A 12,784-nucleotide genomic window follows, 5' to 3' on the forward strand; every position below is an offset into this window, starting at 1 on the left:
CTCGGCTCCCCCCGCCGGCCGCGGCCGGCGGGGGAGACAGCTCAGGAGCGGTACATCTCCGCCACCAGGAAGGCCAGGTCGAGCGACTGGCTGCGGTTGAGCCGCGGGTCGCAGGCCGTCTCGTACCGCTGGTGCAGGTCGTCGACGAAGATCTCGTCCCCGCCGCCCACGCACTCGGTGACGTCGTCACCGGTCAGCTCGACATGGATGCCGCCCGGGTGCGTCCCCAGCGACTTGTGGACCTCGAAGAAGCCCTTGACCTCGTCCAGCACGTCGTCGAAGCGGCGGGTCTTGTGCCCCGAGGCGGCCTCGAACGTGTTCCCGTGCATCGGGTCGCACACCCACGCCACCGTCGCCCCCGACGCCGTGACCTTCTCCACCAGCGTCGGCAGCAGGTCCCTGATCCGGTCGGCTCCCATGCGGGTGATGAACGTCAGCCTGCCGGGGATCCGGTCCGGGTCCAGCCGGTCGATCAGCGCGAGGGCCTCCTCGGGCGTGGTCGTCGGGCCCAGCTTCACACCGATCGGGTTCCTGATCCGGGAGGCGAACTCGATGTGCGCCCCGTCCAGCTGCCGGGTGCGCTCCCCGATCCACACCATGTGGCCGGAGACGTCGTACAGCCGGCCGCTGCGCGAGTCGGTCCTGGTCAGCGCCGCCTCGTAGTCGAGCAGCAGCGCCTCGTGCGAGGCGTAGAACTCCACGGACTCGAACTCCGCCGGCTGCGCGCCGCAGGCCCGCATGAAGTTCAGCGCGTTGTCGATCTCCCTGGCCAGCGCCTCGTAGCGCTGCCCGGCCGCCGAGCTGCGCACGAAGTCCTGGTTCCACGAGTGGACCTGGTGGAGGTCGGCGTAGCCACCGGTGGTGAAGCCGCGCACCAGGTTCAACGTGGCCACGGAGCTGTGGTACATCCGCAGCAGGCGCCTCGGGTCCGGGACCCGCGCCTCCTCGGTGAACTCAGGACCGTTGACCGAGTCGCCCCGGTAACTGGGCAACGTGACCCCGTCCCGGGTCTCCGTCGGCTTCGAACGCGGCTTGGAGTACTGCCCCGCGATCCGCCCGACCTTGACGACCGGCACCGCGGCGGCGTAGGTCAGCACCGCGCTCATCTGGAGCAGGGTCTTGAGCTTCGCCCGGATCTGGTCGGCCCCGACCTGGTCGAACGCCTCCGCGCAGTCCCCGCCCTGGAGCAGGAACGCACGGCCCTGAGCGACCTGGGCGATCCGGTCCCCGAGCTGGTCGCACTCCCCGGCGAAAACCAGCGGCGGATAGGCCGCCAGCTCCTCGGTGACGGCGCTCAGCTCGGCGGCGTCCGGATACTCCGGCTGCTGCGCCGCGGGCAGGTCTCGCCAGGAGTCGAAGGAGTTGCTGCTGTCAGCGTTCACGGTCACGTCCCCCAGGTTACGGGTTGTGGCCGGGGCTCTTTCGCCCCTCTCGTTCCGTGAGACAGGAACCGGAGAGGACGCTGGCGCGCGCCGGCGGGAGTGCTCTAGAGTGCCGCCCGTGAACGTGCGACAGCTCACCTCCCGGTGGTGGACCGCTCCCGAGGCGGCCCACTGAGCGCGCGTTCCCACTGACGACGCGAAGGCCGCCCTCCGGGGCGGCCTTCGGCGTTTCCGCGACCCGCGTCGCGGGCCCACGGCTCCCCGGCCCGGCAGGACCCCGTGTCCCGACCAGCCCCGTGACCGTGGAGAGAGTGGAGAACCGTGGATTCGACGAAGAACCCGACCCCCGAGCCGGCGGACGCCGCGGCGACGCTGGCCGGGCTGCTGGCCGACGAGCGGCCGTTCGCCCTGCTGCGCCGGCGGACCCCGGGGCGCGACCCCGAGGTGGTGGAGGTCCTGCGCGGGCCGGTCGGGACCGTGGGGCGGCTCGCGGACATCCCGCTGCCCGGGACGGCTCCCGGCCCCGCCGCGCTGGCGCTGGTGCCCTACCGGCAGCTGGCCGAGCGCGGCTTCGAGGTGCGGGACGACGGGACCCCGCTGGCGGTGCTGCGGGTCGACGAGGCGCGCGAGCTGCCGCTGCGCGAGACGCTCGCCGCCCTGCCCGACCACCGGGTCGCGGTGCGCGGCGGGGCCTTCGACGTCCCGGACGCGCGGTACGCCGAGACGGTGGCGCGGGTGCTGCGGGAGGAGATCGCCACCGGCGCCGGCGCGAACTTCGTGGTCAGAAGGACCTTCACCGGCACCGTCGACGGCTTCTCCCGCCGGGACGCGCTGGCCCTCTTCCGACGGCTCTGCCTGGCGGAGCGCGGCGCGTACTGGACGTTCGTCGTGCACACCGGGGAGCGCGTGCTGGTCGGCGCGAGCCCCGAGGCCCATGTGCGGGTCGCGGGCGGCACCGTGGTGATGAACCCGATCAGCGGCACCTACCGCTACCCCGCCGAAGGGCCCTCGCTGGCCGGCCTGTTGGCGTTCCTCGACGATCCGAAGGAGATCGAGGAGCTGTCGATGGTGGTGGACGAGGAGCTGAAGATGATGTGCGCGGTGGGCGACCAGGGGGGCGCCGTCGTCGGCCCCCGGCTGCGGGAGATGGCGCATCTCGCCCACACCGAGTACGAGTTGCGCGGGCGCACCACCCGGGACGTGCGGGAGGTGCTGCGGGAGACGATGTTCGCGGCGACCGTCACCGGCAGCCCGTTGGAGAACGCGTGCCGGGTGATCGCGCGCCACGAGTCGGGCGGACGCGGCTACTACGCGGGGGCGTTGGCGCTGCTGGGCAGGGACGGCTCCGGGCGGCAGACGCTGGACTCGCCGATCCTGATCCGCACCGCCGACGTGGACGCCCGCGACGGCGCGCTGCGGGTGGCGGTCGGCGCCACCCTGGTGCGCGGCTCCGACCCGGCGGGCGAGGTGGCGGAGACCCACGCCAAGGCGGCCGGGGTGCTCGCCGCACTCGGCGCGCGCCCCGAGGCGCCCACGCCGGAGCGCGGCGCGGCGGAACGCGCTCCGCTGGGGGACCATCCGGAGGTGCGGGCGCGGCTGGCGGCGCGCCGCTCCCTGCTCTCGCCGTTCTGGCTGCGGCTGCGCGAGGCGGCGCCGCTCCCCGCCCCCGCGGCCGAGGCGGGAGGGGCCGCGCCGGCACGGGTGCTGGTGGTGGACGCGGAGGACGGCTTCACCTCCATGCTGGCCCATCTGCTCCGGTCGGTGGGCGCCGAGGTCGAGGTGGTGCGGTGGAACGCGCCCGGCACGCGGGAGCGCGCGCTGGCGCACACCGGCCCCGTGGTGCTCGGGCCGGGCCCCGGCGACCCGGAGGACCGCGCCGACCCCCGGATGCGGCGCTTGCGCCCGTTGGCCGCCGCGCTGCTGGCCGGACACCGGCACGGGCTGGTCGGGGTCTGCCTCGGCCACGAGCTGATCGCCGCCGAGCTGGGGCTGCCGCTGGTCCGCGCCGACCGGCCCCGCCAGGGCGACCAGCGGCGGATCGACCTCTTCGGCACGCCGCGGGTCGTCGGCTTCTACAGCTCCTACCGCGCCCACTGCACGGACGCGGCGGCCGAGGCGCTGGCGGCGCGCGGGACGCGGGTGAGCCGGGAGCGTTCCGGCGCGGTGCACGCGCTGCGCGGCCCGGGCTTCGCCGGGGTGCAGTTCCACCCCGAGTCGGTGCTGACGCTGGACGGCCCGGGGATCGCGGCCGAGCTGCTGCGGCCGGCGGGGGCGCCCGTGGCGTGAGCGGGGCGGGACGCGGTCACTCCTCGGGGGCCTCGGCCGCGTCCTTGCCCTTGGCCGCCTCGGCCAACTGCCGCTTGGCGACCGTCGCGTAGACGTCGACGTACTCCTGCCCGGAGAGCCGCATGATCGCGTACATCACCTCGTCGGTGAGCGAACGCAGGATGAAGCGGTCCCCCTCCATCCCCTGGTAGCGGCTGAAGTCCAGGGGCGCGCCGATCCGGATGCCCGGGCGCATCAGCTTCGGCACGACCTTCCCCGGCGGCTGGATCTTCTCGGTGTCGATCATCGCCACCGGCAGCACCGGCGCACCCGTGGCCAGCGCGACCCTGGCGAGCCCGCCGGACTTGCCCCGGTAGAGCCGGCCGTCCGGGGAACGGGTCCCCTCCGGGTAGATCCCGAACAGCTCGCCGCGTTCCAGCACGGCTATCGCGCTGGCGATGGCCGCCTCACCCGCGCCGCGCCCGCCGGTGCGGTCCACCGGGAGCTGGCCGACGCCCCGGAAGAACGCCGCCGTCAACCGGCCCTTGACCCCGGGGGAGTTGAAGTACTCGGCCTTGGCGATGAAGGTGACTCTGCGGTCCAGCACCGCGGGGAGGAAGAAGGAGTCGGAGAACGACAGGTGGTTGCTGGCGAGGATCGCCGGGCCCTCGGCGGGGACGTGTTCCTTCCCCTCGACCCAGGGGCGGAAGGTCGCCTTCAACCCCGCCCCGACGCTCACCTTCATCGCTCCGTACAACAAGTCGACCTCCCGTGTTCACCGATGCGGACCCTACCGGGCTTTCCGGTGCGTGGCGCGTCATCGGGCGCCCCACGTAGGCTGGCAGGCGCCGTCGCACCCCCACGGGTACCCAGACCCGCAGCGAAGGGAGCCGTCGCCGATGCACCTTCTGCCCGGTGCCGAGCCGTTCCACCACACGTCGCAGGACGAGGACCCCGTCGGGGTGCTGCTCTGTCACGGCTTCACGGGAAGTCCGCAGTCACTGCGGCCCCTGGCCGAGGCGCTGGCCGCCCGGGGGCACACCGTGTCGCTGCCGCTGCTGCCCGGACACGGCACCCGCTGGCAGGACATGGCGGTCACGGGCTGGCAGGACTGGTACGCCGCCGTCCACAGGGAGCTGCTGCTGCTCAACGAGCGCTGCGCGCGCGTGGTGGTCTGCGGGCTGTCGATGGGTGGGGCGCTGGCGCTGCGGCTCGCGGCGCGGCAGCCGGGGAATGTCAGCGGGCTGGTGCTGGTTAACCCGGCGCTCACCTTTCCCGCCGCCAAGGGGGCGGCGCTGCGGGTGGTGCGCCATGTGGTGCCCAGCACGCCGGGGTTGGTGGGCGACATCGCCAAGCCGGGGGTGCGCGAGGTGGGGTACGACCGGGTGCCGTCGCGGGCCGCGCACTCGCTGCGGGAGCTGTTCTCCCTGGTGCGCCAGGACCTGCCGCAGGTGACCCAGCCGCTGCTGGTGGCGCACAGCGCGGTGGACCACGTGGTGCCGCCCTCGGACTCGGCCCTGCTGCTGGCCAGGGTCTCCTCCCTGGACGTGCGGGAGGTGGTGCTGACGGAGAGCTTCCACGTGGCCACCCTGGACCACGACGCGGAGCGTATCTTTCAGGAGACGGACGCCTTCATCACTCACCTCGTGACCTCGCCTCGTGACAAGGAAGAGATCCCGTGACGGAACGTGACCAGGAGCGCGGTGACGGCCGCGACCCGATCGACGAGGAAGCCGCCTGGGCGGAGATCGTCGCCGGCTACGGCGAGGAACCGGCTGACCCGCCGGGCCACTGGCCGAGCGTGGAGGACGTCGAGCCGGTCAACCGCGTCGCGGCGGCCGACGGGCCGACCCGGGAGCGGTTGGGCGACGACGGGCCGCGCGACTGGGTCGCCGAGGAGGACGAGGACGAGGGCCACTTCGAGCCGCCCGAGCCGCCGCCGCTGCCCGAGACCGACCTGACCACCAAGGTGGCGTGGCTCGCGGTGCTGGGCGGCCCGCTGCTGCTGGTCTTCACCGTGCTGCTCCAGCAGCGGATGACCTGGTGGGTGGTGACGCTGGGTGTCGGCGGCTTCCTCGGGGGCTTCGCCACCCTGGTGAGCCGGATGCGGAGCGACGAGGACTGGCAGGACCCGGGCAACGGCGCGGTGGTCTGAGGCCCGGCGGCCCGCGCCCCGCGCCCCGTGCCCTGGGACGGGAACGGGGGCGGCGGCACGGGCGGGGCACCGGTCAGAGGCTGAGGACCGCCAGTACCGGCAGATGGTCGGAGGCCGCCGCCAGGTCGTCCGAGTCGGGAGCCGTCGGCACCCCGCAGGAGAGCGCGGTGACGCCGTCCGAGCAGAACACCCCGTCGATCCGCCGCCGGGGCGCCGCGGCCGGGAAGGTGAACTCCCCGCCCACCGGCGCCCGTTCCCGCGCGTCGGTGAGGGCGCCCGCCAGCCGCCGGAAGGTCGCGCCGGTCGGGCGTTCGTTGATGTCGCCCGCCACCACGGCCGGGGTGTCGAACGCCGCGACGCGCTCCAGCAGCTCCTCGCCCTGCGCGCGCCGTTCGGCGTCCCGCAGGCTGAGATGGCAGCTGACCACCGAGAGCCGGGCCTCGCGGCCGAAGCGCAGCCCGGCGACCGCGAGGCCGCGCCGGTGCTCGCCGCGCACCAGGGGGAACGTCGTCTCCTCGGTGCGCTCCACGGCGGCCCGCAGCCCGGAGAGGATCATCGTGCCGCAGCTGGGCGCCCCGCCGGTGACCGTCACCAGGCCGGTGCGCCGGGCCAGGTCGGCGGCGTGCTTGCGCCAGCGGAAGAAGCGCGGCGCCTCCTGGAGGCAGACCACGTCCGGCGCGCAGGCCCGGATCACCCGGACCAGCGCGTGCGGGTCGTCCCGCAGGGACCTGACGTTGTAGCTGAGAAGCCTGACCTTGACCGACACCGTCCGCCCCCGGCCGCTCAGCCCTGCCGGGCGAGGTCCGCGGCGCCCACCAGACCGGCGCGCCCGCCGAGTTGGGCGGCCAGCACCTGCGCGTGCGGGCGGTGGCGACCGCCCACCAGCCAACGGCGGAACGACTTGCGGATCGGTTCGAGGACCAGGTCGCCCTCGTCGGAGACACCGCCGCCGACGATGAACGCCGAGGGGTCGAAGAGCGAGGCCAGGTCGGCGAGGCCGGCGCCGGCCCAACGGGCCAGCTCACGGAAGGAGTCGACGGCCACCGGGTCGCCCGCCCTGGCCGCGTCGCTGACGTGCCGGCCGTCGATGCCCTCGGGGGTGCCGTCGCCGAGGCCCAGCAGCAGCCCCGCGTTCTCCGGGGTCGCGGAGGCCCGCTGGCGGGCGTAGCGGACCAGGGCGCGGCCGGAGGCGTACTGCTCCCAACACCCCTGGCTGCCGCAGCCGCAGAGCAGACCGTCCGGCACCACCCGCAGGTGGCCGAACTCGCCGGCGACGCCGAAGCGCCCGCGGTGCAGCCGGCCGCCGATGATGATGCCGCCACCGAGGCCGGTGCCGAGCGTGATGCAGACGACGTCGTCGTGGCCGGCGCCGGCGCCGAAGCGGTACTCGCCCCAGGCCGCGGCGTTGGCGTCGTTCTCCACGACCACGGAGAGCCCGACGCGCTGCTCGATCTTGTCCTTGAGGGTCTCGTGCCGCCAGCGGATGTTGGGGGCGAAGAGCACGGTGGCGCGCTTGTCGTCGACGTAGCCGGCGGCGCCGATGCCCACGGCGTCGGCCGAGGTGCCCTCGCCGACGGCGCGGACGGCGTCCGCGATCGCCTCGATCACGCCCTCGGGGGTGGGCGGGGTCGGTACCTGACAGGTGTCGAGGATCGAGCCGCCCTCGTCGACCACACCGGCCGCGATCTTCGTACCGCCGATGTCGACGCCGATCGTCAGTCCCATTTGTCCCTCAAGTGATGTCAGTGAAACCGCCTCCGACCCACGTTACCGGAGGCCGCCCTGGCTGGGCTGCCTGATATCAGTCGAGGTCGATACGGTGGCCGCCGCCGGCCCCCGCGGAATCGCCCCCCTCGTCCCGATTGCCCCGCCCCTCCCGGGAGTCGTCGCCCGCGTCCTCCTCCGCGCCCCGCTCGGCCGCCAGCCCCGCGCTCTCCGGCCGCTGTCCCTCCGCGGCGCCCTCCCCCCGGGTCCAGCGAGCCTCCTGCCCGAGCACGGCGGACTTGTAGGCGGCGAGCAACTCCTGCCCGGCCGAGGCGAGATGGCCTATCGCGTCGGCGTTGCGCTCGATCACCGGGTCGATCGCGGCCCTCGCCTGGTGCGCCAACGGCTTGGCCAGCGGCCCCAGTTGGGGCAGCCGGGAGCCCAGCTCACCCAGCGTCCCGGTCAGGGCGTCGGCCAGCCGGCGCAGCTCCTCGGCGGGGTCGGTCGGCTCGGGGCCGTGGACGGCGCGGCGGCGCTCCCGTTCGGCGGCCAGGTCCTCGGCGCAGGCGGCGGCCCAGGGATCGGCGTCCTCGGCCGGCTCGCTCCGGTCGGCCGGCCGCTCGACGGGGGGCTCGGCTGCGTCGCCCATCGCGACCTCCTGGTGCTGGGCGCCCCGAGGGGCGCGGGGTGAGCGTCCCCTTCGACGTTACCCGAACGCCGTGCCCCGGCCACCACCGTCGGCCGGCCGCTCCTCTCAACCCGCCGCCCCCGTCAGCCCGCCGTCTCCTCGCCGCGTTCGGTCCCGGTCCCGGTCTCGGACGCGGTCTCGGCCGGTGCGTCCGGCGCGGCCGGCGCCCCCGCCGGCACGTCCTCGGAACCGCCCTCGGCGCCCCTGGGCCAACGCTCGGGGTCGGGGGCGAAGCGCACCGCCAACTCACCGTGCGCGAAGGCCGCGCCGTCCACCACGCAGCGGCGCGGCGCGGACGGCAGGGGCAGCACCCGGCGGAACGGGCCCGTGGTGACGACCAGTTCGTCACCGCGCCGCACCAGATCCAGGTCGTGCTTGACGGCGCCGGGCAGCGGCAGCCGCCAGACCAGCCGGCCGTCCTCGGCCAGGCGGTCCTCCAACACCGGCTGGGGCCCGGGTATCTCGCGGTCGGCCGGCGCCGGCAGCAGCCCGGCCAGGGTGGCGGCGTCCGGGTCGGGGCCCATGTGCGGCACCCGCCGGGGCGCCTCGGCACGGCCCACGGCCTCGGCGAACCCGGATATCAGCGCGTCCTGCCGGGCCGCGAGCGCCCGCACCAGGCGGTCGGGGGAACGGCCCTGCACCAGCCGGTTGGCCAGCACCTCCTCCACCCCGATCCCGTGCAGCGCGAGACCGGCGTGCGCGGCGCCCAGCAGCGCGACGGACCGCGCGGTCGGCTCGAAGACCAGCCGGACCGCGAGCGCGGGATCGGCCAGCACCCCCTCGACCTCGGCGAGCGAGGCGTCCCAGCCCACGGCGGCGTCCAGCAGCGCCTCGGCGGGCAGCGGCACGTTCGCCAGCTGGGCCAGCAACGGCCGCAGCGCGCGGGCCGCCCTGCGCTCCCGCGGCAGCAGCCGGCGCAGATAACGCCGCGACTGCCCGGGCAGCGCCAGCAGTCGGACGGCGTCGACGGCGGGCGGCAGGTCGACCACGACCCGCGCCCACCGCTCGTCGGCGTGCGCGGCGCGCAGCGCGGCGAGCGTCGCCAGCTGCTCGGCACCGGGCAGCTCGGTCAGCTCGTCCTCCTCCAGGGTGGCCGAGCCCAGGGCGGCCAACGCGGTGCGCGCCTCCCGCTGCGCGGCCATGACGGCGGCGCGGAACGGCGGACCCGACACGATCCGCGCCGCCCACAGCCCGGGGGCGACCTCCACGGGCCCCCCGCCGGCGAACGCGTCGGCCGGAACGCCCAGCAGCGCGCCGAGCCGGTCGGCCGGCTCGCGGCTCAGGAGTAACGTCAGCCGCCCGGAGCGGGCGGAGGCCAGCGCCGTCGCCGCGGCCACCGTGCTGACCCCGTCTCCACCGGGGCCGGTGACCAGCAGCGTGCGCGGGGCGCCGCTCACCCGTCGGAGGGCTGGTCGGCGCCGCTCTCCACCCGGCTCTTCAGGCCGGCCAGGGCGCGGTCGATGATGACCTTCTCCGCCTTGCGCTTGATGCTGCCGAGCATCGGGATCTTCACGTCCACGGTCAGCTGGTAGGTGACCTCGGTCCGCTCCCCGCCGGCGACCGGCGCCAGCCGGTAGGAGCCGTCCAGCGCGCGCAGCATCCTGGACTTCACCAGGGACCAGCTGACCTCGTTGGCGTCCGGCCACTGGTACGCCAGGGTGTGCTCGTCCTTGATCGCGCCCGCGTCCAGCAGCAGCCGCACCTGCTCGGCCCTGCCGTTCCCGTCCCTGGCCAGCACCTCGGCCTCCTTGACCTCGCCCGTCCACTCCGGGTAACGGTCGAAGTCCGTGATGACCGCCATCACGTCCGCGGGGGCGGCCTCGATGGTGATACTGGACCTGGTGTGTTCGGCCATCGGCCTGGCTCCTCGCACTTATCTCCCGGTGCCGTCCGGGGAAGGCTACCGCGCCCCGCCGACAGCCCACGGCCCGGCGGACGATCCCCCGTTCCGCTCCGCCACGCTACCGGGGAGTAGGCTGCGCCGGGGGCGGGTCGAACGGTCACAGAAGGACACCGGACGCGGCACCCCGGGTGCGGCGACGGACACGACGGGCCGGCGCCCGGGGCGCCGAAGAGGTCGAAGAGGAGTGACGGTGCGCGAGTTCAGCCTGCCGGCGCGGTACACCGTGCCCACCGACGGTGGTCTGCCCGATCTGCTGGTGGCCAACGCCGCCCGCCATCCCCGTACGGCGCTGATCTCCCGCCGTACGCCGGACGGTTGGCGGGACCTGACGGCGACGGAGTTCCTCGCCGAAGTGCGCGCCGTGGCCAAGGGACTGCTGCGCTCCGGCGTGCGCCCCGGGGACCGGGTCGGGTTGCTCGCCGCCACCCGCTACGAGTGGACCCTGGTGGACTTCGCCGTCTGGACGGTCGGCGCGGTGACCGTGCCGGTCTACGAGAGCAGTTCGCCCGAGCAGATCGCCTGGAACCTGGGCGACTCGGGAGCCGTCGCCGTGGTCGTCGAGACGCCCGAGCAGCTGGCGACCGTGGAGTCCCTGCGCGACCGGCTGCCGGAGCTGACCCGGCGCTGGTGTCTGGAGCCGGTTTCGGGCCCCGGCGCGGTGGAGTTGCTGACGGCGACCGGCGCCTCCGTCAGCGACGAGCGGCTGGACGCGGCCACCGCGAGCGTCACCCCCGACTCCCCCGCCACCCTCGTCTACACCTCGGGCACCACGGGCCGCCCCAGGGGCTGCGTCCTGAGCCACCGCGCGTTCCTCACCACCTGCGGCAACGTGGTCGCCGCGCTCGGGCCGCTCTTCCGCACCGGGGAGTCCTCGGTGCTGCTGTTCCTGCCGCTGGCCCACGTGTTCGCCAGGATGGTGCAGGTGGCGGCGCTGCTCGGGCCGATCAGGCTGGGGCTGGCGCCCGGCGTCGCCCAGCTCACCGACGACCTGGCGACGTTCCGCCCCACCATCGTGCTGGGCGTCCCCCGCGTCTTCGAGAAGGTCTACAACTCGGCCCGCGCCAAGGCCGTCCAGGACGGCAGGGGCGCGTTCTTCGACCGGGCCGCCGAGACCGCCGTCGCGCACAGCCGCGCCCGGGACACCCCGGGAGGCCCCGGCATCGGACTGCGGCTGCGGCACCGCGTCTTCGACCGGCTGGTCTACCGCAGGCTGCGGGCGGTCCTCGGCGGCCGGGCGACCCACGCGATCTCCGGCGGCGCCCCGCTGGGCGAGCGGCTCGGCCACTTCTACCGCGGCATCGGCTTCACCGTGCTGGAGGGGTACGGGCTGACGGAGTCGTGCGCGCCGACGTCGTTCAACCCCTGGGACGCGCCCCGCATCGGCAGCGTGGGGCGGCCGTTGCCCGGCACGACGATCCGGATCGCGGACGACGGCGAGATCCTGCTGCGCGGAGAGCACCTCTTCTCCGGCTACTGGAACAATCCCGAGGCCACGGACGAGGTGCTGCGGGACGGCTGGTTCCACACCGGCGACCTGGGGCGGCTGGACGCGGACGGCTATCTGACGGTGACCGGCCGCGCCAAGGAGATCCTGGTGACCGCCGGCGGCAAGAACGTCGCCCCGGCCGTGCTGGAGGACCGGATCAGGGCGCATCCGCTGGTCGCCGAGTGCATGGTGGTCGGCGAGGGCCGCCCGTTCGTCGGGGCGCTGCTGACCGTGGACGACGACTTCCTGCCGCGCTGGGCCGAGGAGTCCGGGCTCGGTGGGCTGCCCCGGGCCGAACTCCTCGACCACCCCGCCCTGTCGGCCGCCCTCGACGAGGCGGTGGGCCACGCCAACGAGGCCGTCTCCCGCGCCGAGTCGGTCCGCGCCTTCCGGGTGCTGCCGGGTCACTTCACGGAGGAGTCGGGGCATCTGACGCCTTCGTTGAAGCTGCGGAGGCACGTGGTGACGAGGGACTTCGCGCGGGAGATCGACGCCCTCTACGGCGGGTGACCCGGCGGGTCGACGGCACGGGGGCCGCGCGTCGTCAGGGGTGTTCGGGCCCGTAGGCGCCGTACTCGGGGGCGCCGGTGACGGTGTAGACCTGCGCGGTGACCCCGGCGGGCGTCGTCTCGGACCGCTCCAGCCGCAGCCCGGCGGGCGCGCCGTCCGCCGGGAAGAGCCGCCGGCCGGCCCCGACCACCACCGGTGCGATCATCAGCCGCACCTCGTCGACCTGCCCGGCGGCCAGCAGCGAGGCGCCGAGCGTGGCGCTGCCGTGGATCTGCAGCTCGCGTCCCGGGGCCCGCCGCAGTCTGGCGACCTCGGCGGCGACGTCACCCGACAGGATCGTCGTCGGCGCCCACCCGGCCTCGGTCAGGCTCCGGGAGGCGACGTACTTCGGCAGGCCGTTGAGCTTGGTCGCGACGGGATCGGCGGGGTCGTCCATCGCCGGCCAGTCCCGGGCGAAGTTCTCGTAGGTGCGCCGTCCGAAGAGGAACCCGTCCACCTCGTCGAGCCAGCCGGTGACGATCCGGCCGAACGCGTCGTCCAGGTGCGGCACCAGCCAGCCTCCCCTGGTGAACCCGCCGCTGGTGTCCTCGTCGGGGGCGCCGGGGCCCTGCGCGACGCCGTCCAGCGACAGGAACTCCTGAAGCACCACTCTCATGGCGCGCTCCTTCCCTTATCCCGGGGCGCCTGCCGC

12 protein-coding genes are annotated in these 12,784 nt (G+C 74.8%); 4 read left to right on the plus strand and 8 right to left on the minus strand.

Features of this window, described 5'->3' with window-relative positions:
* Window positions 1–41: 41 nt before the first annotated feature.
* Window positions 42–1,388 (minus strand): class II 3-deoxy-7-phosphoheptulonate synthase, encoded by a 1,347-nt coding sequence (locus FH715_RS10210; protein WP_139643368.1) that lies wholly within the window; start codon window positions 1,386–1,388, stop codon window positions 42–44.
* 315 nt (window positions 1,389–1,703) lie between these two features.
* Between FH715_RS10210 and FH715_RS10215 the strand changes: the two genes are divergently transcribed.
* Entirely contained in the window at window positions 1,704–3,668 is a 1,965-nt protein-coding gene (locus tag FH715_RS10215; RefSeq protein ID WP_211367528.1) for an anthranilate synthase family protein, read from the plus strand.
* 16 nt (window positions 3,669–3,684) lie between these two features.
* Here FH715_RS10215 and FH715_RS10220 read toward each other — a convergent pair whose 3' ends face one another.
* Window positions 3,685–4,407: a lysophospholipid acyltransferase family protein gene (locus FH715_RS10220; protein WP_139643371.1), complete on the minus strand. Its 723-nt coding sequence runs from the start codon at window positions 4,405–4,407 to the stop codon at window positions 3,685–3,687.
* Window positions 4,408–4,546: 139 nt separating this feature from the next.
* Between FH715_RS10220 and FH715_RS10225 the strand changes: the two genes are divergently transcribed.
* Both FH715_RS10225 and FH715_RS10230 read left to right on the plus strand, forming a co-directional pair.
* Window positions 4,547–5,329 (plus strand): alpha/beta hydrolase, encoded by a 783-nt coding sequence (locus FH715_RS10225; RefSeq protein WP_139643374.1) that lies wholly within the window; start codon window positions 4,547–4,549, stop codon window positions 5,327–5,329.
* Window positions 5,326–5,802, plus strand: coding sequence for a hypothetical protein (locus tag FH715_RS10230; RefSeq protein WP_139643377.1), 477 nt, complete (start codon window positions 5,326–5,328; stop codon window positions 5,800–5,802). Before FH715_RS10225 ends, FH715_RS10230 begins: the two co-directional genes overlap by 4 nt.
* A 73-nt stretch (window positions 5,803–5,875) precedes the next feature.
* On the opposite strand, the gene FH715_RS10235 is transcribed toward FH715_RS10230, so the two are convergent.
* From FH715_RS10235 to FH715_RS10255, 5 genes are all read right to left on the minus strand, one after another.
* Window positions 5,876–6,568, minus strand: a complete 693-nt coding sequence (locus FH715_RS10235; protein WP_246108664.1) for an endonuclease/exonuclease/phosphatase family protein — start codon at window positions 6,566–6,568, stop codon at window positions 5,876–5,878.
* A 17-nt stretch (window positions 6,569–6,585) separates the two neighbouring features.
* Window positions 6,586–7,527, minus strand: coding sequence for an ROK family glucokinase (locus FH715_RS10240; protein WP_139643380.1), 942 nt, complete (start codon window positions 7,525–7,527; stop codon window positions 6,586–6,588).
* Between the two features lie 76 nt (window positions 7,528–7,603).
* Window positions 7,604–8,155 (minus strand): DUF5304 family protein, encoded by a 552-nt coding sequence (locus FH715_RS10245; RefSeq protein ID WP_170184690.1) that lies wholly within the window; start codon window positions 8,153–8,155, stop codon window positions 7,604–7,606.
* Between the two features lie 122 nt (window positions 8,156–8,277).
* On the minus strand, window positions 8,278–9,591 hold the full coding sequence (locus FH715_RS10250) for an ArsA family ATPase (RefSeq protein WP_139643383.1): 1,314 nt from the start codon (window positions 9,589–9,591) through the stop codon (window positions 8,278–8,280).
* The gene (locus FH715_RS10255) at window positions 9,588–10,049 is read right to left on the minus strand and encodes an SRPBCC family protein (RefSeq protein WP_139643386.1); all 462 of its coding nucleotides are present in this window, start codon (window positions 10,047–10,049) and stop codon (window positions 9,588–9,590) included. The genes FH715_RS10250 and FH715_RS10255 overlap by 4 nt, the downstream gene beginning before the upstream one ends.
* Window positions 10,050–10,287: 238 nt before the next feature.
* Here FH715_RS10255 and FH715_RS10260 point away from each other — a divergent pair, with 238 nt between their 5' ends.
* Window positions 10,288–12,093: an AMP-dependent synthetase/ligase gene (locus FH715_RS10260; protein WP_139643388.1), complete on the plus strand. Its 1,806-nt coding sequence runs from the start codon at window positions 10,288–10,290 to the stop codon at window positions 12,091–12,093.
* Window positions 12,094–12,127: 34 nt separating this feature from the next.
* Here FH715_RS10260 and FH715_RS10265 read toward each other — a convergent pair whose 3' ends face one another.
* Window positions 12,128–12,748, minus strand: coding sequence for a dihydrofolate reductase family protein (locus FH715_RS10265; protein WP_139643391.1), 621 nt, complete (start codon window positions 12,746–12,748; stop codon window positions 12,128–12,130).
* Between the last annotated feature and the right edge of the window lie 36 nt (window positions 12,749–12,784).

Origin of the sequence: Streptomyces sedi (assembly GCF_006335015.1) — a bacterium.
In the GTDB taxonomy this organism is placed as follows: domain Bacteria; phylum Actinomycetota; class Actinomycetes; order Streptomycetales; family Streptomycetaceae; genus Streptomyces; species Streptomyces sedi.

Coding starts and splice junctions, on each gene's coding strand:
- FH715_RS10265 (WP_139643391.1), bottom strand. CDS start 12,748: ATGAGAGTGGTGCTTCAGGAGTTCCTGTCGCTGGACGGCGTCGCGCAG.
- FH715_RS10225 (WP_139643374.1), top strand. CDS start 4,547: ATGCACCTTCTGCCCGGTGCCGAGCCGTTCCACCACACGTCGCAGGAC.
- FH715_RS10245 (WP_170184690.1), bottom strand. CDS start 8,155: ATGGGCGACGCAGCCGAGCCCCCCGTCGAGCGGCCGGCCGACCGGAGC.
- FH715_RS10240 (WP_139643380.1), bottom strand. CDS start 7,527: ATGGGACTGACGATCGGCGTCGACATCGGCGGTACGAAGATCGCGGCC.
- FH715_RS10255 (WP_139643386.1), bottom strand. CDS start 10,049: ATGGCCGAACACACCAGGTCCAGTATCACCATCGAGGCCGCCCCCGCG.